Source organism: Streptomyces sp. NPDC005402 (assembly GCF_040606575.1).
Classification (GTDB): Bacteria; Actinomycetota; Actinomycetes; order Streptomycetales; family Streptomycetaceae; genus Streptomyces.
Genome location: NZ_JBEXFB010000019.1, coordinates 25,818 through 49,042, shown reverse-complemented (window position 1 = coordinate 49,042; position 23,225 = coordinate 25,818). Strand labels below are relative to the sequence as shown.

The following is a 23,225-nucleotide window of genomic DNA, read 5'->3' as shown; positions in this document are numbered from 1 at the left end:
AGGACAGGTCTCACGGAAGCACGAGCCAGGACTGGAGGATGCGACGAAGTGAACGGCTGTGACCTGCAAAGGCGATGAGCCTGACGTGGATCTTCGGGGACGCCGTTTGATGTCGGTCTGGAAAAAGACCGACGGAAGAGGGTTGACGACGATGTACCTGGCGGACATCCTGATCCCGCTTCACCCAGCCGTAACACCCGGTTCATCCGGTTCGTTCGGCCTATCCTCCCGACGAAGCCGGCTGCCGCCGGCAGAAGAAGGTCGTCATGGCCTCCCCCGCTCCCGCCCCGGCACCCCTGTACGAGGACCCCGTCCACTCGGGCCCGACCGATCCCGTCGTGCAGTACGACGGCCGGCAGTGGTGGATGTTCTACACACAGCGCCGCTCGGACGTGGCCGCGCCCGGCGTCGCCTGGGTGCACGGCACCGCGATCGGCGTCGCGACCAGCACGGACGGCCGCGACTGGCTCTACCGCGGCGTGCTGGACAGCCTCCCGTTCGAGCCCGGCACCAACACCTTCTGGGCCCCGGAGATCGTGCGGGCGCCCGACGGGGTGTTCCACATGTACGTCAGCTACATCCGCGGTGTGCCGGACCGCTGGGAGGGACACGACCGGCGGATCCTGCACTACACCAGCGGTGACCTGTGGCACTGGGTCCACGCCGGGCCGGTGCAGCTCAGCTCGTCCCAGGTCATCGACGCCTGCGTCCACCCGTTGCCCGACGGATCGGGCTGGCGCATGTGGTACAAGGACGAGGCCCACGGTGCGCACACCTGGGCCGCCGACTCGGCCGACCTGTACGACTGGCGGGTACGGGGCCCGGTCCTGGAGCACCGGCCGCACGAAGGGCCCAACGTCTTCGCGCTGGACGGCCGGTACTGGATGGTCGTGGACTGCTGGGACGGCCAGGACGTGTTCCGCTCCGCCGATCTCGACGACTGGACCCCCGCGGGCCGCATCCTGGACATCTCCGGCACCCGCGCGGACGACCGGGGCGTCGGACACCACGCCGATGTCGTCGCGGGATCCGACGCGGCCTGGATCTTCTACTTCACCCACCCCGACCGGGATCCGGAGGCTCCGGACAGCGGCGGACCGGCGCAGCGCCGCTCCGTGGTGCAGCTGGCCCGGCTCACCAGCGCGGGCGACCGGCTGCTGCTCGACCGCGACACGGTTCCCTTCAACGGCCTCCCCCGGCCGTGACACCCCGCCTCCGGACTGACACCTCCGCTTCCCGGCCCTGGCTCTCCCCTCCCGGCTCCGGCCGCCCCCGCTCCCGGCCCTGACGCCTCCGTCTCCGGCCCAGGACCCCGCACCGCCCGTTACCTCACCCGCCCTTGCCCCCCTCTACACCCCAGACCCGCCCCGCCCCGCCCCGCCCCGCGCTCCCCCGAGAGGAACCACCATGTCCATCAACCACACCGCCACTGACACCGGCACCCCCCAACTCAGCAGACGACGTTTCGTGCAGGGCAGCCTCATGGCCGCCGTCCTGGGCGGCACCGCGCTGGGTGCCTCCGCCTGCTCCACCAGCACCGCGGCGAGCGGTGGCGGTGGCAAGGGCTCCGTGTCCTTCTTCTCCTGGGACACGCAGACCGTCATGAAGCCGGTGCTGGACCTGTTCACCAAGCAGACCGGCGCCTCCGTCTCCTTCTCCTACGCCCCGCCGGTGCCGCAGTACGTCTCCACCCTGCAGACCCGCCTCCAGGCCCACACCGGCGCCGATGTCTTCATCCTCACGGCCGAGGACAAGCAACTCGTCGGCGGCGGCTTCGTGAAGGACCTGACCGGTCAGAAGTTCCTGGCCCCCATGAACTCCGCCAACAAGGACTTCATGACGGTCGACGGCAAGGTGTACGGACTGTCGATCTCCTCCTGGGCCGGCGGGATCATGTACAACAAGGACCTGCTCGCCAAGGTCGGCGCGGACGCGCTGCCGGACAGCTGGGACGGGTTCCTGAAGCTGTGCGGCAAGCTCAAGGACCAGGGGATCGCCCCGTATTACGACTCCGCCCACGACGGCAACTTCATGGCGCTGTGGGGCCTGCTCGGCGGGTACTTCGACGGTCACGGCGGCTTCCCGGACGCCGACATCTTCGCCGGTAAGGCCACGTTCGCCGACACCTGGACGGAACCGCTGGTCGCCTACTGCAGGCTGTACACCGAGAAGCTGACGCCCAAGTCGGTGGTGGGCCTGACCAGCGACCAGGTGGTCAGCGAGTTCGCCAACGGACGGGTGGCCATGTTCGGCGCCGGCACCTGGAACGTGCCCACGGTCCAGAAGAGCGCCCCCCACCTGTCCTTCCAGACCGAGGCCATCCCCGGCATCGACAAGGGCACCAACTACTGGACCGGTGCCGCCAGCCCGGGTTACGCCATCAACGCCAAGGCCAAGAACCCCGAGGCCGCGCTGAAGTTCCTCGAGTTCCTGGCAAGCCCCGACGCCGTGAAGGCGTACGGCAAGTCCAGCGGGGCGATCACCACCACCAGCACCTACAAGCCGAGCTTCGCCGAGAGCATCACCAACCAGGCCCTCGGCGCCCGCTCCGGCAAGATCTACCTCCCCGTCGTCGCCTGGCCGCGCCACTCCAACGAGCTCATCCAGGAGTTCAACACCCAGATGCAGCAGATGGTCCAGGGATCGGTCAAGCCCAAGGACATCCCCGCCGCACTGGACAAGAAGCTCAAGCAGCTCGACGCGAAGTAGGCGGGAAGCGACAGCCCTCATGGCCATACAGACCCCCGACCTCCCGACCCGGGCCCGCGCCGGCACCACGCCCGACGGGGCGTCCGGCGGAACCCGCCCCGACCGCTGCCGTCGACTGCGCGAGCAGCTGACCACACAGGCGTTCCTGGCACCGATCGCCCTCGTGCTGGTGGTGCTGTTCCTGGTGCCGCTCGCCGAGTCGGTGTACTACAGCTTCACCGACTACAGCGGCTCCTCCCCGACCCGGCACCTGGTCGGGCTGCGGAACTACCGGCAGATCTTCACCGACCCCTCGGTGCTGACCGGCCTGGGCTTCACCCTGCTGTACGCGGTGGCGACCACGCTGATCGTGACCGTCCTGGCCATCCCGCTCGCGGTGATCCTCAACCGCCGCTTCCCCGGCCGGAGTCTGGTCCGCGCGGCGTTCTTCTTCCCCGCCGTGCCCAGCATGGCGATCCTCGGCCTGGTGTGGACGTTCGTCCTGTCGCCGCTGTCCTCCGGGGTGATCAACTCCGTGCTGGGCAGCCTCTTCGGAGTCGGCCCGGTGCCGTGGCTGTCGGACAACACCCTGGCCAAGGTCTCGGTGATCGTGGTCGGGGTCTGGGCGCAGACCGGCTGGCACGCCGTGCTCTACCTCGCCTACCTGCAGTCGGTCCCCCGGGACTACTACGAGGCCGCCACCATCGACGGGGCGACAGCGCGCCAGCAGTTCTTCCGCATCACCCTGCCGCTGCTCGCGCCGGCCATGACGGTCAGCCAGTTCCTGCTGCTCATCAACGGCCTCAGGGTGTACGACCTGCCGTTCACCCTCACCGGCGGCGGCCCCGGTTACGACACCTACACCATCACCCAGGTCCTCGTACAACGCGGTATCGCCGAGGGCGACTACGGGCTCGGCGCCGCCCTGGGCGTGATCTTCCTGATCGCGGTCGCCGCCGTGCTGTCGCTCCAGCTCTCGGTGACCCGCAGGCTGGAAAGGAGGTTCCGGTGACGGCGATCCTCTCCCGGCTGCGTACCCGGGGCTGGCTCACCAGCGCCTACATGCTGCCCGTCTCGGCGGTGATGGCGCTGCCCTTCTACTACGTCCTCGTCAACACCCTCAAGACGCAGGCGCAGACCACCGGTTCACCACTCGCACTGCCGACCTCACCGGACTTCTCCACCTACCACCGGGTCCTCGACCAGGTCCCCGTCGCGGCGGCCTTCGCGAACACCCTCTACGTCACGGTGGTCTCGGTCGCCCTCATGGTGCTGATCGGCGCCATGGCGGCCTACGCCCTGACGATCCGCCCCACCAGGTTCAACAAGCGCTTCGGCCAGCTCCTGCTGCTCGCGTTCGTCGTGCCCACCCAGTCCACGGTCATCCCCGTCTACCAGATCTTCGTCAAACTGGGCCTGGTCAACAGCCTGAACGGCCTGGTCCTGGTCTACAGCGCCGGATCGATCTTCTGCTGGTTCGTCATCCAGGGCTACATGGCCACCCTGCCGTTCGAGGTCATCGAGGCCGCCCGGCTGGACGGCTGCGGACCCTGGCAGGTCTTCTGGCGGATCGTGCTGCCGCTGATCCGGCCCATCCTGGCCACCGTCGCGGTGTTCCAGACGATGTGGATCTGGAACGACTTCTTCACCCCCAACGTGTACCTCAGCGACCCGGCCAAGAGCACGATCGTGCTGGAGGTCTACACCTCGGTCGGGCAGTTCCAGGTCGACTGGCCGGCGTTCCTGACCCTCAGTGTCATGGCCCTGGTCCCCATGGTGGTCTTCTTCGTCGCGGTCCAGCGGCACATCATGTCCGGCCTGCTCAGCGGCGCCGTCAAGGGCTGAAACCCCGCCCTTGACCAGCTGACCGCCGTCCCTCCGATCGACCGGTGCGTTCGGCGCGCCCTCCTTCCCGCATCGTCCGGCACGGCGTGCGCACCGGTCTGCTCCACCTCACTCATCCGCTCCGTTCGAAGAGGAACGCAATGCGAAGATGGCCACGCCGCCTCATGGCGGCCCTGGGCAGCGCGGCAGCCACGCTGGGACTCGTGCTCGTCCCCAGCACGGTTGCCCACGCGGCGAGCTGCACCACGTACTACATCTCGTCGTCGTCCGGCAGCGACAGCAACGACGGATGCAGCACCAGCACCCCGTGGAAGACGCTCACGAACGTCAATGCGACGACGTTCGCGGCCGGCAACCAGATCCTGTTCCAGGCCGGCGGTTCCTGGACCGGCGAACTCCAGCCCCAGGGATCCGGCGCCTCCGGCAACCAGATCACGATCTCCAGCTACGGATCCGGTGCCGCTCCCATCCTCAACGGAGGGGGTGCCGCGGCCACCATCTACCTGAAGGACCAGCAGTACTGGACCGTCCAGAACCTGGAGATCACCAACCCGGCCTCCAGCGCGGCGGTGCGCAGCGGCATCCAGCTGGAGAACGACACCACCGGGATCCTCGCCGGGATCCACATCCTGAACAACAACATCCATGACGTGAAGGGCTACTGGGCGAACGTCCAGAACCCCGTGCAGCCGAGCCAGTCCTCCGGCATCGCCTTCGACGTCACCGACAACAACACCACCAGCGGCTGGGACGACGTCCAGATCAGCAACAACACGCTGACGCGCGACGACGCCGGCGGCATCTACATCGGCTCGCTCGTGGGCCTGAACCACAACATCAACACCACCAACGTCGTCATCGACGGCAACACGCTCACCGACATGGGCGGCAACGACATCGTCTGCGTGTTCTGCGCCTCACCGGTCATCCAGAACAACGTCGCCACCGACAACGGCTACCGCTACTCCGGCGCCGGCCTGTGGAACGGGTGGACCACCAACGCGGTGTTCCAGAACAACGAGGTCTCCCGCCAGTACCGCAACTTCGTCGACGGCCAGGCCTTCGACATCGACAACAACAACTCCGGCACCGTCATCCAGTACAACTGGAGCCACGACAACCCGTTCGGCTTCACGGAGTGGTGCTGCCGCAGCGGCTTCGGCGCCAAGTCCTCGGTGATCCGCTACAACATCAGCCAGAACGACGGTGCCTCCAACGCCGTCTTCCCGGGGATGGGCGGCGTCGACAGCAACACCACCGCCCAGGTGTACAACAACACCATCTACATGGGCGAGGGCGACAACGGCGGCGTGACCGGCGGCACCCCGAACAGCACGGTCGCCTTCTCGAACAACATCGTCTACAAGCTGGGCACCGGCGGCTACGCCACCAACAGGACGACGTGGACCCACAACCTGTTCTACGGCAACCATCCCGCCAGTGAACCGGCCGACTCGGCGAAGATCACCGCGGACCCGCTGTTCGTGAACCCGGGCGCCGGTGGAACGGGCCGGGCCTCCGCCGCCGTATACAAACTGCGCAGCGGCTCCCCCGCCCTCGGCGCGGGCGCGGTCGTCTCGTCCAACGGCGGCCAGGACTACTTCGGCAACACCGTCTCCGCCACCGCCGCGCCCAACATCGGCGCCTACAACGGCCCGGCCGTCTCCGGACCCACGGCCCACGCGGGCGCGTACTGGCCGCTGGAGGAGGGTTCCGGCACCGCCACCGCCGACCTGACCGGCGGCGCCAACAACGGCTCCCTGCAAGCAGGGGCCTCCTGGACGACCGGCAAGGTCGGCACGGGCGCGCTCAGCCTGACCGGCGCGAGCAACTCCTGGCTGGACGTCCCCACCACCGCCCTCGACACCAGCGGAAGCTACACGGTCTCCGCCTGGGTGAAGCCGAACAGCCTCACCGGCAACCAGACCTACGCGAGCATCGACGGCGCGAACATCAGCCCCTTCTACCTCCAGCTGTCGAACGGCACCTTCGCCTTCACCGTCCGCAGCTCCGACTCGACCAGCGCCACCTACAAGCAGGTCACCGGCGGCAGCCCTGCCACCGGCACCTGGTACCACCTGACCGGCGTGTACGACAACAGCGCGCACACCATCGCGCTGTACGTGAACGGTCAGCTCCAGGGCACCACGGCGTTCTCCTCACCGTGGAAGGCCACCGGCCACACCACGATCGGCCGGGCCAAGTGGAACGGCGCGAACGCCGACTTCGCCAACGGAGCCGTCGACGACGTACGCATGATCCCCCGGGCGATCACCGCCCGCGAGGCGTACGCCCTCGGGACCGGCGCCGCCGGCTACTACCAGCTCGACGAGGGCAGCGGCCACACCGTCACCAACCTGCTCGGCAACACCGACGACGGCTACACCGAGGGCAACGCCGGCTGGGCGGGCAGCGGCAAGATCGGCAACGACTCGCTCAGCCTCGACGGCACCGCCGTGACCATGGCGGTCGTCCCGTCCTCGGTGATCGACACGAGCCAGAGCTACACGGTCGGTGCCTGGGTGAAGCTGAACTCCGTCAGCGGCAACAACCAGACCTTCGCCAGCCTCGTCGGCGGCAAGGTCAGCCCCTTCTACCTGCAACTGTCAGGAGGCAAGTTCACCTTCGTCACCCGGGCCTCCGACGCCAACGCGTCCGCGGCCACCACGGTGACGGCCGGCTCCGCGGCGACGACGGGCACCTGGTACCACGTCCTCGGCGCGTACGACAGCAGCGCCCAGACGATCTCCCTGTACGTCAACGGCACCCTCCAGGGCAGCACGTCGTTCACCTCCCCCTGGAAGGCGATCGGCGCCACCCTGATCGGCGCCGGCACCTACAACCAGGGACCGGTGGACTTCACCAACGGCCAGATCGACGACGTCCACTTCTACAACCGGGTTCTCAGCACCGCTGAGATCCAGACGCTCGCCGCCGGCTGACCCAGCGGCGGGACAGGACGGGTGCCCACCCGGGGCATGAGGGTGTTCCGGGCCGGGCGCCCGTCCCCCTTCGGACGGCCCTACGAGAGAGGAGTCGGCGATGAGCACGTCGACGCGGCCCCGGACCCGGCCCCGGACACCGGCGAAGAACCGTGCGGCTGGCAGTGTGCCGCTCTGGGCGATTGCCGTCACCGCGCTGGTGGCCGCGGCCGCCATCGCCGTGGCGGCCCTGCTGCCCGGCCCGCGGCACAGCCGGCCACCGGCCGCCGCACCGGCTCCACCGGTCACGGCCGTGGCGGCCACGGTCGACGGTCAGGACATCCCGGTACGAGAACTCGCCCTCTACCTCGCTCAGGAGAGAGCGGCGACCTTCACCCACTTCCGGCAGAAGTTCGGAGCCGACGACGGCCCCGACTTCTGGACCACCGAACACGACGGCCAGACGCCCGCCGCCTACCTCCGCGAGCGGGCCCTCGCCGACGTCACCAGGGTCACCGTCGAGCTGCACCTGGCTCACCGCCAGGGCCTCCTGGCGGACTCCGGATACGACGCCTTCCTGCGCAACTGGCAGGCGGAGAACGCCCGTCGCCGCACGGCCGTCGCCACCCACCAGGTCATCTACGGCCCGGTGCAGTACACCGAGTCGAACTACTTCACCTACGTCCTGAGCAACCTCGCCGCCGCCCTGCGCGACAGGCTCACGGACTCGCGGGCCATCACCACGCCGGACAGCGCTCTCAGGTCCTACTTCACCGCCCACCGGGGCGACTTCCCGCACCGGTCGTTCGCCGCGGCCCACGCGGAGGTCCGCCAGGCATACGTCCTGGACCATTACCGGACGTTGATCGGCCACCTCGCGGGATCGGCGCGAGTCCGCGTGCACCACAAGGTGTTCGACGCCGTCCCGGTCGCCTGACGTACCCGGCCGGTGGTCCGCGCGCGCACCGCGGCGCCGCCGGCCTCGCCGAGGGGCGAAGCGCGACGGCGCCGACGGTTCGGTCCGGTGGCGCCTGGCGTCAGCTCCTGGTCCACTGCTGGTTGCTGCCGCCGTTGCAGTACCAGACGTCGACCGACGTGCCGTTGCCGGTGCCCGCCCCGGCCGCGTCCAGGCAGAGTGCCGGGTTGGCGACACTGCTCACGGAGAGGTCCGCGTTCACGTTCCACTGCTGTGCCGCCGCGCCGGTGCAGTCGGTGATGACGACGGGGTCTCCCGCCGTGGCCCCGGTGCCTCCCACCGTCATGCACTTGTTGCCGTAGACGGTGAGCTGCTTGTCCGCGTTCCAGTTCCAGGTCTGGTTGCCGCCGGCGTTGCAGTCCCAGAGGTCGAGCTGGGTGCCGTTGGTGGTGCTGAAGCCGGGCACGTCGACGCAGCGGCCCGAGGCCACGCCGCGCAGGACCTCACCGGGAGGCGCCGGCGGCAGGTCGTTGACCGGCGGGGTCTTGCCGAAGCCGTAGCCCCAGCGCAGCAGCGCGACTCCGGTGGCACTGTTGTCCACCATGTTGCCGTCGGCGTCCAGCGACTCGATCGAGTAAGAGTCGCCGAAACGCAGGCCCGGCCAGTACACCAGCCCCATGCCCTTGCTGCGGGCGGTGTTGGCCACGGACGCGAGGTACGAGGTGTAGATGTTGCCGTTCCACGCGCCGTAGTTCAGGCCGATGGTCATCGGGGAGCCGGCCTCGTCGATGATGGTGCGGCCGGTGTACTTGCCGAGGCGGGCTTCCAGGTCGGCGGTCCAGTCCGACTGCTTCGTGTAGCTGTTCCAGAAGCCGTAGAAGTGCAACGACAACAGCGTTCCGCGCAGTTCGGGTGCCGCGCCGACCCCGGTGACGTTGTCGTTGTAGCCGGTGCCGCTGATCACGACCCGGCCGCGCGGGACGTCCTTGTGCTGCGCGAGCCAGCCGCTGGTGACGGACACCCACTGGTCCAGGGTGTAGCCGTGCGGCTCGTTCATGGGCTCGAAGTACACCCGCGGGTTGTGCTTGTACTCCCGCACCACGGTGTTCCACATCGTCTTCCAGGCGGCCGTGTCGTCGACCAGGCCGTCCTTGCTGGAGTCGGCCTCCCAGTAGCTGACGATGACCTTGTCACCGGAGGCCGTGGCCGCGTCGATCGTCGCCCGGTACGACTTCCACCAGGTGGTGCCCACGCTTGCCGGGTTGATCGGCAGTCGCAGCGTGTTGGCGCCCAGGTTCTTCTTGAAGCCGCGCACCATCTTCTCCGTGGTGCGGTACACGGTGCGGTAGCTGTCGGTCACCTTCAGTCCGCTCGGCACCACGGCGTCACTGGCGTAGTTGTCGCGCGGGTCGGCCCAGTTCACTCCGCGGAAGTCACTGGTGCCGCCCTTCGGAGCGGGCTTCACCGGAGCGTACGAGGCGGCCGCCTTCTCGGGGGCCTGCTGGGCGAGCGCGGGCCCGGGGGCGGTCAGCAACATGAGTGTCGCGCCGAAGCCGGCCGTGAGCACACCGGCCAGCCTTCTCGACCTCGTTGGGGTCTTGGTCATGTCGTCTCCAGTGACGGGCAAACGTGGAGGGGCGGTGCGGGTTCGTCACCTGAGCCGAGGCACTGATGAACCTGATGAACCAGGATCCGAGCACAGCTGCTCGGACCCGTCGGACCGGCGATGGTTACGTAACCATTGCCGGGACACTGGCACGGCGCCCGCACGGGTGACAAGACTCGTAACGGTTCCGAAATGCAGCGCGGCCCCTTCGACCGGATTTCACAGGACGAGGGGAGGGACGGTGAGACGGAGGGCGAGCGAGGCTCTGCTGGTGGTGCTGCCGGGCGTGCCGCCCACCGACAACTGCGCCACCACCCCCACCAGCGGCGACCACAGCACCGTCGGCGACGGCATCACCGGCGGCGCCTACTGGGCCAGCAAGAACCCAGACCCTGTTCGACGAGGACAACCGCTGGAGCCTCCTCCAGCGGTTGTCCCATCGACGACACCCTGCCCCTGGACGCAACGGCCTCACGCCCTCCGCAGGGTGAGGAGGTCGTGTCGACGGATGATCATCGCCATGGGATCCGATTCCACTCCTGGGACCGCCCTGCACACCAGTTCTTGTCGCTCTCCCTCGGATACTCCTACCGAAAGAGGCGGGCTCGAGCACCATGAGATCTTTACCTGAACGGTGTGCATGCCTTCGGAGACCGCCCTCTGACAGGTCTCGCCCGGCCGTAGGTCTCCCACGCGTTCGCCGTCCACGTACACCTTGTAGCGCCGCAGTTGCGCGTAACTGTCAGCCTCGTCACGGCGTACCGAAATCTCTGTCATATCGCCTTTTACCCTAGGAACGGACGTGGGAGCAGTAGGAGCATCGGGCTTCACGTCCCGGAAAGGCCTGGGCAGGAAGAATTGTGGTCTGCCGAAGAACCCTATGGACAGCTGCGCCAGAAACCCGGCGGAGAATACGGCCAGCCCCAGCGCGGCGACGCCCAGTGCGAGCGGATTCTCCTTGGCCGTGCTTCCCTGTGGCGGCAGCCATGCCCCGCCGAGCAGCAGAAGCGTCACACCGCTCAAACAGGTGGCGTTGAGCAGGGAGACGTGTTCGAGCCTGCGCCGAGCATCAGGTCCGAAGAGCCGCGCAAAGGCCATCGGCGAGGGGGGCGCCGAAGGGTCGTCCCAGCGGCGGACGACGCGCACCCATGATCGGGTGGAAAGTACAGCGAGGGCAACGGCTCCAGCGAGCGCCGTCCAGGACATCACGATCAGAACCAGTTTCCGATATCCGAGATGATGTTGTTCGTCACATTGCTGGTGACGAACCCGGCAGCCAAGCCTACGACCGCTCCGACCGCGCCTCCGACAACCGTACCTTCGGGACCGACGAACGAGCCGATGATCGCTCCGGTTTCGAGGCCGGACTCCGCCATCGTCGCCGATATGTACATGTCGGCACCCGCTTGCGGGACACTCGTCAGGGCTGCCCGGGTACGGGACTGCCCTTCCCCCCGGTCCGTCATGTAGTTGTACCCATAGGCCGCCACGCCTCCCGCTCCGGTGAGTGCCCGGGTGGCCCCGACTGACGTCAGTCCAGGGCGGAGAAGGGCCGTTCTCGACCACCCCGTTGCAGTGTTCTGCATTGCCAGCATTCTGTTCGCACTGGCCATTCCTTCTTCCGCGCTTCCTCTCTTGATCGCTTGGGATACTGCCGCAGCCTGGTATTTGGCGAGATGGGTCTGCGCCGCGCTGAGTCCCGCCGAAGTCACACCCGCCGCCGTGCACAGCTTTCCGATTGCACTGGTCGCGCAGGACGAACTCCACCACCCCGTGAAGGGGGGCACGGGCTGCCAGGATGTGCTGTTGTGAGCTGTGCCGCAGGGGTCTTTGAGTACGTAGTAGCAGCCGCTGTTGCTCGTACCGCCACATGTGTGTGTGTCGCAGTAGTGGCTGGAACCCTTGTACTTCTTCGACCCCGGATCCTGTTCGGGGTGGTAGGTACCGTATGTCCCGTTGCTTCCGGAGCAGTAGTGAGCCAGTCCGCAGCTTTCCATGCCTGTGGGATCGCTTTCGGTGACCGGGTTGTCGCCGGCGTACGTGTAGCCGCCGAGTTCCTGCGGGCTGTCGTCCTCGAAGACGGGGTCGAGGCTGGTGAAGCGGCCGAGAGCGGGGTCGTATTCGCGGGCGCCGACGTCGGTGAGGCCGGTGGTGGTGTCGGTGGTCTTGCCGAGGAAGGTGCGGTTGTCGGGCCAGCTGGCAGTGGTGCCGCGGGGGTTGCCGTAGGGGTCGAACTGCCTCCAGGTGGGGGTCTGTGCGGTGTTGTCGAGGTAGAGGCTGTTGGTGCCGTGCTGGTCGGCGGCGAGTTCGAAGCCGTAGGAGGTGCCGGTTCCGGTGCGGACGATCCTGGCGCCGCCGGGAGCGGAGTAGTAGCGCACGCCGGTGGCGGTGCCCGCGGAGTTGTCGAGGGTGATCTGTTCGCTGCCGAGGTAGAGGGTGGTGGTGGTCGGGTCGATCTGCAGGAGGAGGTTGCCGCCGGCGTCGTAGACGTAGCTGGTGGCGGTTCCGGTGGTGGAGTTACTGACCTTGGTCAGCTGCCCGCTGTTGTTCCAGAGGAGGGTCTGGTTACCGGTGCCGGTGTTGCGGGTGGTGGTGTTACCGGCGTTGTCGTAGCCGTAGCTGGTGGATGCGCTTGAGCCGCCGGTGGTGGCCGTGCTGGTCAGGGTGTTGGGCTGGCCGCTGGAGTAGCCGCTGGTGGTGACGGCGTCGCTGCCGGTGCCGGAGACGGTGTGCTGGGTCTGGGTGAGGCGGTTGCCGACGGCGTCGTAGGTCCAGCTGGTCCAGTAGGCGCCGCCGGTGATGCCGTCGCCGACGGTGCTGTGGTCGCCGCTGGTGGGGGTGGTGGCGCAGTTGTCGGTGGCGGTCCAGGCGGTGGTGAGGCGGTCGAGGGTGTCGTAGGCATAGCACTGGGTCTCGGCCGTCGTGCTGGAACCGGAGCGGGTCTCGCTCTGGCGGGTGATGTTGCCGGACAGGTCGTAGGTGTAGGCGGTCTCGTCGACGCTGGACGGGGTGGCGGTGGAGCGGGTGACGAGCTGGTCGGACAGGTCCCCGGTGTGGCTGTCGTAGGCGTCGGTGACGGTGGCGTAGGACGTCGAGGAGCCCAACTGAACCTGCGCGACCTGGCCGTTGGCGCTGTACGTGGTGCTCTGGAGGTAACCGTAGGCTCCGGCCAGGGCGTTGGGTTCGTCATCGTTGTTGTAGCCGTGGGTGACAGTCTCGGCGGGCAGTCCGCCACCGAGGGCGTAACCGTCGGTCCACAGCAGGCCGTTGACGCTGGTGTACGAGTGCGTGATCTTCCAGGTCTTGCCGAGCACTGAGCCCTGTGCGGCGGAGGGGACGATGGTCTCCTCACCCAGGGATTCGCCGAAGACGTTGAAGCCCACGGCTTGTTGGACGTAGGCGTAGCCGCCGCTGTACGAGGTCGCCGTGGTGACGTGGCCGACCGGGTAGGTCATGCCGGAGACGGCGGTGTTGGCGTTGTCGTAGACCCAGGACGCGGTCTGGTTGCCTGGCGAGCTGGTCGACGTGTACGCGGTCTGGTCGGCGGTGGCGGCCGCGTACTGGCCGGTCTTGCGGTCGAGGGCGTCGTAGGTGAAGGAGACGTACTGGCCCCGGGAGTCCTTGGTCTGCAGCAGGTTGCCGTCGGCGTCGTAGGTCATGGTGGAGATGCCGGCGGTGGGGTCGGTCTTCGCGGTCACCTCGTCGGCCAGGTCGTAGGTGCTGGTCCACGTGTCGCCCTTGGCGTCGGTCGTGGTGGCCTGCTGGCCATGGCCGTCGTAGCCGAAGGTGGTGGCGCTGGTCGTGCCGCCGGTCAGGTAGAAGGTGCCGGTGGTCGTGTTCAGCGGAGTGGTCAGCGAGGGGGCGGCGGTGTACTCGTCGAGTTCGCTGGTACGGCCGAGCGGGTCGGTGCGGGTGGTCTTGATGACGCCACCGGTGGGCGGGATGACGGTGGTGGCGTCACCGTTGTACACCGTCGTGGCGGTGGAGACCACGGAGCCGTTCTTCTCGGAGGTGTCATAGATCTGCCGGCCCAGGCCGTCGTAGGTGAACACGTCCTGGTCGGCGACCTGGTTGTCAGCCACCGCCTTCAACGACAGCGCCGGTGTGGTGGCGGAGTCCCAGTAGCCGGTGTTCTGCTTCGCCGTCCAGCCGCGCGAGTCGTACAGGGTGTCGTCGATGAGACGACCACCCTGCGGAGTGTAGGTCTGCGTCTGGCGGGGACGGCCGAACGAATCCTCGATGCTCGCGGAGGTGAGGTAACCGCTGTTGTCGTTCAGCGTGTTGGTCACCACACCCGAGACGGCGCTGTTGGTCAGCGTGTAGGTGTAGGTCTCGTTGGCCAGGGAGCTGGTCGCGCGGGAGTTCTTCCACACCGCGGTCGTCCGCCCGAGGGCGTCGTAGTGCGTGGTGGTCACCACGTGGTCGGCGTCGGTGCTGGTCAGGGCCAGCCCGCGCTCCGGGTCGTACGTCTCGCTGGTGGTGTGGGCGATCCCGCTCACCGTGGGCTGAGCGACGCTCTGTCCGGTGGTCAGGTAGGCGGAGTCGACGGTGTAGGTGGTCGTGGTGGTGTTGCCGTTGCCGTTGGTGGTGCTCGCCAGGCGGTGGTACGTGCTGTCGTAGGTGTTCTGCGCGGTGGTCCGCCAGGTGAACGCGCCCGCGCCGTAATTGGTGGCCGTGCGGGTCATCGTGACCAGGCCCATCGTCGGCGCGCCGGCCTGCGGGAAGGTGGTGGAGAAGGTGGTGTCGTCGTAGTACGTCCGGGTCGCGGAGACGACCTGGTCGGGCCGGGTGACACTCGTGGGCGCGCCGAGGGTGTTCAGTCCGCTCGGCACGGAGGAGGTGGAGCCCTCTGTGAAGCCGGAGCAGGCCACCGAGTCCTCTTCGGATCCGGAGACCAGGCCGACGAGGTTGGCGCCGGTGTTGGCGGGGGCGTAGGTGGTGGCGGTGCACTGGTCGTAGTGGGAGTCGACCGGCACGGTGTGCTCGTAGGTGTAGGTCGCCAGCGCGAAGTCGTCGTCCGAGCGGGTGGCGTCGTAGGTGGTGTCGGTCTCGGTGTCGCGCCAGCTCGTGGTGCCGCCGTCGGACACGCGCTGTCGGGTCCACTCCTCCGCGGTGCCGGTCGCGTTGGCGGTCAGGTCCGGCAGGCCGGAACGGGTGCGGGTCGCGGTCGCCGCGGAGATCCAGTACGAGGTGATCGTGGAGTGGTCGACGCCGCCACCGTCGCCGAGGTACGACGTGGACTCCAGTACCCGACCGGCGAGTTGGGGCGTGTCGGTGTGGTGACCGCCCTGCGAGTCGGTCAGCGAGATGCTGCGGGTCGAGGTGGACGAGAGCCAGTCGCCGTCCATGCCCTGGTAGTAGGAGTCGACCTGCTTGGTCTTCGCGCCCCCCGAGCCGTTGCCGGTGGTGGTGGTCACCTGCTGATAGCCGCGCCACTGCCCGTACGTGCGGTACTTCGGTTTGGTGTTCTCATCGTCGTCGTAGTGCCAGGCCGCACCGCTGTAGGCGTAGTCGGTCTCCTTCGTCGCCGATCCCCCGGTCGTGTCGGTCTCCAACACCTCCTGCACCGCGTACTTGTTGAACCAGTCCAGCATCGGGCTGATGTAGCCGCTGGGTGTCCAGTACTCAGGGAAGCAGGACGCCGTGTTCGAGGACGGCGTGACGGAGGTCGAGCACGCGGTCGGCAGCGTGTACGAGACGCCGATCACGCCGCCCATCTCGGTGGTGATCGCCGTGATGCGATAGCGGAACAGGCCCGGATAGGTGGTGGTGTTCACCCGGTTCTCCAGCGCCGAACCGGTGAACTGGACCGGCGGCACGGTGATCGAGGAGGTCGAGCCCCCCGCCGTCGTGTCCGCGCCGGTGCGCTGCACGGAGGACAGCCACAGCGTCGCGCTGGTCGCGTCGCCGGTCGACGGCTCCGTCTGGCTCAGTGCGTAGGAGTCGACGGTCGTGTATGCGCCTGCGGAGGTCGAGTACTGCTGGGTGGTGATGGAGCTGAGGCGGACGGTGGAGAAGTACGACGGCGCGTGCGCGCTGCAGGTCGCCCCGGAGGCGCAGCTCAAGTCGTAGGGGACATCCGGGTAGTAGGCCGCGTTCGACGAGGTCTCCGTGCTGCCGCAGTTGGCGCCGGTCGAGGTGCAGCGCACTGACGTGCCGTAGACGATCCTGTCCGGGACCGTGCCGAAGGGGCCGGTGGCGGTGGTGAAGCCGTAGTCGACGTGCGCGAGGTAGGAGTCCCGCACGTACTTGACCTCAGAGTCTCCGTTGTGGGCGCCGTAGTAGTTGGTGTCCTGCTTGTAGTAGTAGGCCATCGCCGCTCCCGTGGCGGTGGTGACGTAGTCCAGGTGCCACTTCGAAGCCATCGTGCAGTAGCTGCTGGTGGCCGTGGAGTCGTAGCAGGGGTCTCCGGAGTGCGCCGCGTACACCCGCTGGGAGTCCACCGAGTTGGTCGTGTCGTCCCCCGACGCCCAGCCGGGCAGCTGGTTGCGGCCGAAGTAGTACTTGGTTCCGTCCCGTTCGGTGATCACCCAGTACGACGTGTCGTACGTGCCCGAGCCGTTGGACGAGCCGGTCACCTTGCTGACCGTCGCGCCGTCGTCGTCGGCCAGCTTGTAGGTGGACGTGTCCTTGTCGTAGACGATCGACGTCGACGAACCGTTCAGGGACAAGGTCAGGATCGGCCCGTCGTAGCACTCGTCGGTGGTGGTCACCGAGCCCGCGCTGCCTTCCGGAGAGTCGTCGCAGGGGGTGAACTCCTGCGTCACGTAGGAGTCCTGGGTGCTCCAGCCGTCACCCACCCAGGAAGCCTGCGCCTGGGTGTTCGCGGTCTTCGCGTCCACGCTGCCCGAGTCGTACGACAGCGACGCGTCCGGCGCCAGCGACGTCGAGGCGCCGGGCACCGCCACCTTGTAGGTGTAGGTGAAGTCGCCCGACGAGCCCGACTGGGCCCAGGAACCGGCCGAGGACAGGGTGGAGGCGTAGGTGCCGCCCGCCCCGCCCTCCTGGCCGGTGGAGTCGGTGGCCGCGATCACGGTCGCCGCGTCCGAGGTCGAGGCAGTCCGAGCCGAGGCGACGGCGGAGGCCGAACCGCTGTAGACGGCCGGAACCGCCGCCCCTGACGGGAGCCGGCCGGGTTCCGTCGAGGCGGGCTTCGCCGAGGATGCCGCGGGGAAGGTGACGGCCGCCGACACAGCGGCGTTCCTGGTGTCGTTGCGGGAGGTCAGAGGGGTCTGCTCGCGGCACTTGGCCAGTTGAGGGGTCGTCAGTGCGCAGGCGGGCAGTTCCACGAGACGCAGGCGTGAGGCGTAGTTGCCGCCGACGGCCTGGCTGAACGCGCCGTAGTCCAGGCCCACGTTCACTCGGCCCGAACCGACCGCGGTCGTCCCGGAGCTGGTGAGGGACCAGACGGGGCCGGAGACGCCCAAGCGCGTGGACAGGGACCTGGGCCGGACCTGGACGCCCAGCGCCCTCGGGCCGCTGTAGGCGCCCTTGCTGGGCGCGACGGCCTGCGCCCACACGGGCGTTCCCGACGCGGTGGCCTTGGAGCCGGCGGTCGCCGAGTGCTTCGGCGCCCCGAGTTCCAAGGTCGCGGTCCTTGCGGCCGGCCACGTGGTCCGGGTCGGCACGGCCGTGTGCCGGGTGGCGTCCGAACCGCGCACGTCCTTGTGCGGAACGGACTTCAGGCCCGTGACAGACCTGCCGAGGTCCGGTTTCGGCTTCGCGGCCGTTCTGGGGGTGGAAGGGGGGGTGCTCGTCGTCGACCCGAAGGCCGGACCCACACACAGGGACCAGGCCACCAGCGCTGTCCATCCCACCGCCACCAGCCGCACGCGTCTACCGGACACCGGATTCCCCCTCGTCGCGACCATCAAGTCGAACTGAAGAAATACCCGAAAGTTCAATCGCGGAGGATATGGGGTTGGAAAAAACCAACCCATGAAGAATCCGCAAACGGCGCCAGATCCAGACATCCACGACACGCATTCTGTGTGACCTGAATCACATTCGCCCATATGCGGCCTCAAGTCCCCATACGGTGACGCGGCCTTGGATATTCGCGATGCGGGCCCATTAACGGGCCGATCACCAAGGGTTTCTCAACCGGATTTTGCAGAACACTTGGACTTCTTTAACAGCCCAGGAATTGGGGGAAAGAAATGCAAAAGAATGGGTCGGCTTCTCCGCCCCGCTCATGGGCGCGCCGCGCGGTCGTCGGCGCCACTGTTCTCGCGGTCGCCGGCGCCGTCGGCAGCCCCGCTCTCGCCAACGCCGCCGTCCCGGCGCACTCCCCCACCGCCACTCGGGCGCCGGCCGGCTCCTCCCCGGGCCTGACCGAGGACCAGGCACTCGCGAAGGCCCGGTCCACCGGAACGTCCGTCCAGGCGACGGCCGCCACGACGGACTCCTCCACGCTCACCGCCAACCCGAACGGCACGCTGACGCTCAGACAGACGATCGCGCCCGTACGCAAGTTGGTGGACGGGAGATGGAAGAGCCTGGACGCGACGCTGGTCCGGCACGCGGACGGCACGATCTCCCCCAAGGTGGCGACCGGTTCCCTGACCCTCTCCGGCGGCGGCGCGGAGGACCCCCTGGCCACCATGCGGGCCGGCAGCGGCTCCCTGGCCGTGTCGCTGCCCTCCGCGTTCGCGCTCGGCACTCCCACCCTGTCCGGCCCCACCGCGACGTACCACGACGTGCTTCCCGACGTGGATCTCGCGGTCACCGCGCAGGACACCGGCGGGTTCAGCGAGGTCCTGGTGGTCAAGAACGCCACGGCCGCCGCGAACCCCGCCCTCACCGCCCTGACCCTCGCCACGAAGGCCACCGGGGTCACTCTGACCGGCGACAAGGCCGGTGACATCACCGCCAAGGACCGCGCCGGACGGATCGTGTTCTCCGCCACCGCCCCCACCATGTGGGACTCCACCCGGCCCGCCGCGAACACCCCGAAGGCGACCGACCCGCACACCGGCCAGACCGTGGACCGGCACAACGGCGCCCCCCTCGCCTCCAGCCCGGCCGCTCCGGGCGACGCGGCCCGCAAGGCGAGCCTGAAGGCCACCTACCGACCGGGCCGCATCGGCCTGTCACCCGACCGCGGCCTGCTGACCGGCGAGCACACCACCTACCCGGTCTACATCGACCCCACCTTCACCGCATCCGGCCAGACCGACACCGTCCAGGCATGGGCGTTCGTCGACAACGAGTGGCCCGACACCGCCTTCTGGAAGCCCGGCTCCTCCAACCCCGGCCCCCTGCACGTCGGTTACACCGACTGGACCTCCGACGTCTCCACCAACCGGTCGTTCTTCCAGACCAGCGTCCACAGCGCCCTGTGGAACTCTACGGTGATCTCCTCCGACATCTCCTTCTACGAGAACTGGTCGGCTTCCTGCACCGCCAAGGCACTCGACCTGTACTGGACCGGCTCGATCTCCTCGTCCACCACGTGGAACAACCAGCCCTCCCGGCTCAGCAAGATCGGCTCGCAGTCCGTCGCCCACGGCTGGTCGACGTCCTGCGGCCCCGCGGACGTCACGTACTCCCTCACCTCGCTGATGCAGCGCGCCGCCGACAACCACTGGTCGAAGGCCACCTTCGGCCTGCTGGCCGCCGACGAGGGTGACGACCTGGCGTGGAAGCAGTTCAGCAAGCAAGCGACGATCACCACGACCTACGACCACACTCCCACCACCCCGACCTCGCTGACCACCAGCCCAGCCACCAACTGCACCGCCACCACGCCGACTTCACTGGGACTGGGTGACGTCACCCTGCGCGCCGCGGTCTCCGACCCGGACGGCACCACCAGCCCGCTCACCGCCAACTTCACGCTCAAGAACATGGCGAGCGGTACGACCTACACCCGGGCGATCAACGCCACCAGCGGCACCACAGCGAGCACCCTCTACTCCCACACGACCTCCGGGCCCTTCAACGCGCTCACCGCGAAGACCGAGTTCGCCTGGTATCTCACCGTCACCGACCAGCATCTGACGAGTAGTCAGTCCAAGACCTGCCACTTCTACTACGACCCCACCGCTCCCGGCGCCCCCACCGTCAACGCCGTCACCTCCACCACCAGCGAGTGCGCCGAACTCACAGACAGCCCCTCGGGCGACAGCCTGTGCGCGGTCGGCACATCGGCGAGCTTCACGATCACGGACACCAACACCACAACGGCGCCTGGCAGTTACCGCTACCAGCTCAACGGCGGCAACCCGGTCAGCGTCACCGCCTCAGGCTCCAGCCCCTACACCGCCACCATCTCACTCAAGCCCACCACCCAGACCAACGTCCTGACCGTCACCGCCGTCGGCAGCAGCGGCAACGTGGGCGACACCTACGACTACCGGTTCATCGCCCAGGCCCCCGCCACCGCCACCGCCGACGACCTCAACGGCGACGGCAACGCCGACCTGCTCACGGTCGGCGGCAAGAACTCCCTGCCCGCCGGACTCTGGCAGGCCACCGGCAACGGCGGCGGCAGGCTCAACCCCGTTGCCCGCAACATCGGCATCGACGGCAACGGCGTCTCCACCACTCAGACCGCCACCTCCTTCACCGGCACCCAGGCCGTCACCGGCCACTTCTTCACCGGGAACGGCTTCAACGACGTCCTCGACTACGGCTACGACACCTCAACCGATGCCGTCAGCGGCGAGATCCTGCGCGGCCAGGGCGACGGCACCGACCTCCAGCCCGTCGATTCCCTTCCCGTCACCAACGCCACCGGCGTCTTCGCCCTGACGACGACCACCTTCAACGACGACGGCACCACCACCGACACCACCACCCCGGCCACCTCGATCGCCAGCGGTGGCGGGCTCTACGACACCGTCAACGGGGAGACCCCCACGGGCTATCCGGACCTCCTCCTGGTGATCAACGGCTCGCTCTACGACGAGAACTCCGTGCCCGCCACAGGTCTGTACCCCGGTGCCGACCAGGCCACCGATCTGTCCGACTACAACCCCTACTGCCTGGCCCAGAACACCGGCACCACCACCAGCTGCACCACCGGCTGGAGCGGCTGGACCCTCACCAGCGCCCTCAACGCGAACGGTATGCCGGAACTGTTCGCCCGCGACACCAGCACCGACACCGGCGACCCGTCCCACGGCCAGCTCTGGTACCTCAGCCCCGCCAACCTCCAGGCCCTGACCTACGACGCCCTCTCCAACGGCGCCACCGACACCACCCTCACCTCCGTCGAGGCCGCCGCCTCCGGCTGGGACGCCAGTAGCCAGCCCACCCTCCAGGCAGCGGACATCAACAACGACGGCACACCCGACCTGTGGACCCTCAGCAGCACCGGAACCGCCACCGCCCATGAGATGACCCTCTCCGGCACCACCGCGACCTGGACCACGCCCGCCGGCCAGGCTCTGAGCACCGACACCCACGACTGGCCCCTCAACGACTACGACACCACCGCGCACACCGCCGACGACGCGGCCACCAGCGCCATCACCCTCACCGGCACCAGTGGCGTCACCGCCCCGACCGGTGGCCTGTTCGACCCCGACGTCGCACTCGACGCCGGCGACCACGACTACCTCCAGGGCGCCAAGGCCCTGGATCTGACCAAGTCCTTCACCGTGTCCGTCTGGGCCGACCCCACCGCCTACGGCGGCGCCGTGCTCTCCCAGAGCGGCAGCGCCGACTCCGGCATCCTGCTCCTGCCCACCACCGGCGGCTGGCAGTTCAGCCTCAACACCGGCACCGGCACCGCCTCGAGCTTCGACACCGTCACCGGCGGCACCGTCCACCTCGGCACCTGGGCCCACCTGACCGCCACCTACGACAAGTCGACCGGCGTGATGAACCTCTACGTCGACGACGTCTTCGTCGCCACCGGAAACCACACCGCCCCCACCACCGGCGCGAGCGGCAATTTCCAGCTCGGCGACGCCCTGAACGCCTCCGCCCGCACCGACTACTACAGCGGTGAACTCGCGCGCGTCCGTACCTGGACCGGCTCCGTCGTACCCCCGGCCCAGCCCTACACCCCGGCCGGCTACCACCAGGCCGTCACCCCGACCCGCATCCTCGACACCCGCACCAGCAGCGGCCTGACCTACACCACCGGCGTCACCGCGGGCACCAGCACCATCACGTCCGGCTCCGTCACCAGCCTGAAGATCGCGGGCGACAGCGTCACCTCACCGGTCAGCGGCGTCCCCGGCACCGTGCCCTCCTCGGTCACCGCGGTCGCCGTCGACGTCACCGCCACCGGCGAGAGCGACTCCGGCTACGTCACCACCTACGCCGACGGCACCCAACGCCCCATCACCTCGTCCACCAACTTCGCCTCCGGCATCACCGCGACCGGCTACCAGATCGTCCCGGTCGGCAACGACGGCAAGATCGACCTCTACACCCACGTCGACGGCACCGGCGGCACCACCGCCCTGATCGTCGACGTCACCGGTTACTTCACCAGCGACCCCACGATCACCGGGGACCAGACCTACACACCGCTGACCAGCGCCGTACGCGCCCTCGACACCCGCTCCGGCGTCGCCCACACCAGCCTGACCAGCACCGGCACCGTGGCCGCCGGCACCAATTTCACCCTCCAGATCACCGGCCTCAACGGCGTCCCCGCCAACGCCACCACCGTCGCCGTCAACCTCGCCGCGGCCAATGCCACCGGAACCGGCTTCCTTGAGGCATACGCCACCGGTTACGCCCCCACCACCGACACCAGCCTCAGCTTCAACACCGGCAACAGCATCGCCTCACTGTCAGGCGACGTCCCCATCGGCACCTCCGGAACCATCACCATCTCCGTCCACAGCGGCGCCACCGCCGTCCTGGCCGACGTCTCCGGCTACTACACCACCACAACCACCGGCCAGAAATTCCACACCCTCAACCCCACCCGCCTCGTCGACACCCGCAGCGGCATCGGCGGAAGCGCCAGCGCCGTCGCCGCCAACACGGCCTACACCCTCACCACCGCCAGCTCGCAGCAAGTCACCATGGCCGCCACTCCCACCCTCGCCGCCATGCTCACCGTCACCAACACCGCCTCGGGCGGCTACGCCACCGCCTACCCCACCGCGGTCGGCAGACCCGCCACCAGCAACATCAACTGGGGCGCCGCCGACACCCTCGCCAACCTCACCCTCACCCCCACCGACGCCAACGGACAGATCAGCATCTACAACAACAGCGACGGCACCACCGACTTCGTCGCCGACTGCAGCGGCTACCTCAGCTGACCGCGCTCTTCTGC

At 68.3% G+C, this 23,225-nt stretch carries 12 protein-coding genes; 8 read left to right on the top strand and 4 right to left on the bottom strand.

Translation table 11 applies throughout. From position 1 onward, the window contains the following. The first annotated feature begins 266 nt into the window (after positions 1–266). From ABZT02_RS31520 to ABZT02_RS31495, 6 genes are all read left to right on the top strand, one after another. Entirely contained in the window at positions 267–1,205 is a 939-nt protein-coding gene (locus ABZT02_RS31520; RefSeq protein WP_356023496.1) for a glycosyl hydrolase, read from the top strand. Between the two features lie 202 nt (positions 1,206–1,407). Continuing rightward, on the top strand, positions 1,408–2,709 hold the full coding sequence (locus ABZT02_RS31515) for an extracellular solute-binding protein (protein WP_356023494.1): 1,302 nt from the start codon (positions 1,408–1,410) through the stop codon (positions 2,707–2,709). Between the two features lie 19 nt (positions 2,710–2,728). Then, complete coding sequence (locus ABZT02_RS31510) at positions 2,729–3,700, top strand: sugar ABC transporter permease (RefSeq protein ID WP_356023492.1); 972 nt, start codon at positions 2,729–2,731, stop codon at positions 3,698–3,700. Beyond that, positions 3,697–4,533, top strand: coding sequence for a carbohydrate ABC transporter permease (locus ABZT02_RS31505; RefSeq protein WP_356023490.1), 837 nt, complete (start codon positions 3,697–3,699; stop codon positions 4,531–4,533). Before ABZT02_RS31510 ends, ABZT02_RS31505 begins: the two co-directional genes overlap by 4 nt. 140 nt (positions 4,534–4,673) lie before the next feature. Then, positions 4,674–7,475: a LamG-like jellyroll fold domain-containing protein gene (locus ABZT02_RS31500; RefSeq protein WP_356023488.1), complete on the top strand. Its 2,802-nt coding sequence runs from the start codon at positions 4,674–4,676 to the stop codon at positions 7,473–7,475. Between the two features lie 100 nt (positions 7,476–7,575). Then, entirely contained in the window at positions 7,576–8,391 is an 816-nt protein-coding gene (locus tag ABZT02_RS31495) for a hypothetical protein (RefSeq protein ID WP_356023486.1), read from the top strand. Positions 8,392–8,491: 100 nt separating this feature from the next. On the opposite strand, the gene ABZT02_RS31490 is transcribed toward ABZT02_RS31495, so the two are convergent. From ABZT02_RS31490 to ABZT02_RS31475, 4 genes are all read right to left on the bottom strand, one after another. After that, positions 8,492–9,976, bottom strand: a complete 1,485-nt coding sequence (locus tag ABZT02_RS31490) for a ricin-type beta-trefoil lectin domain protein (RefSeq protein WP_356023484.1) — start codon at positions 9,974–9,976, stop codon at positions 8,492–8,494. Positions 9,977–10,195: 219 nt separating this feature from the next. After that, complete coding sequence (locus ABZT02_RS31485; RefSeq protein ID WP_356023482.1) at positions 10,196–10,330, bottom strand: hypothetical protein; 135 nt, start codon at positions 10,328–10,330, stop codon at positions 10,196–10,198. Positions 10,331–10,447: 117 nt separating this feature from the next. Continuing rightward, entirely contained in the window at positions 10,448–11,122 is a 675-nt protein-coding gene (locus tag ABZT02_RS31480; RefSeq protein WP_356023480.1) for a hypothetical protein, read from the bottom strand. A gap of 65 nt (positions 11,123–11,187) precedes the next feature. Further along, positions 11,188–17,562, bottom strand: coding sequence for an RHS repeat-associated core domain-containing protein (locus tag ABZT02_RS31475; RefSeq protein ID WP_356023478.1), 6,375 nt, complete (start codon positions 17,560–17,562; stop codon positions 11,188–11,190). Positions 17,563–17,665: 103 nt separating this feature from the next. On the opposite strand from ABZT02_RS31475, the gene ABZT02_RS31470 reads away from it, so the two are divergent. Together ABZT02_RS31470 and ABZT02_RS31465 are read left to right on the top strand one after the other, a co-directional pair. Next, positions 17,666–17,860: a hypothetical protein gene (locus tag ABZT02_RS31470; RefSeq protein ID WP_356023476.1), complete on the top strand. Its 195-nt coding sequence runs from the start codon at positions 17,666–17,668 to the stop codon at positions 17,858–17,860. A 275-nt stretch (positions 17,861–18,135) separates the two neighbouring features. After that, positions 18,136–23,211 (top strand): LamG-like jellyroll fold domain-containing protein, encoded by a 5,076-nt coding sequence (locus ABZT02_RS31465; protein ID WP_356023474.1) that lies wholly within the window; start codon positions 18,136–18,138, stop codon positions 23,209–23,211. Positions 23,212–23,225: the final 14 nt, after the last annotated feature.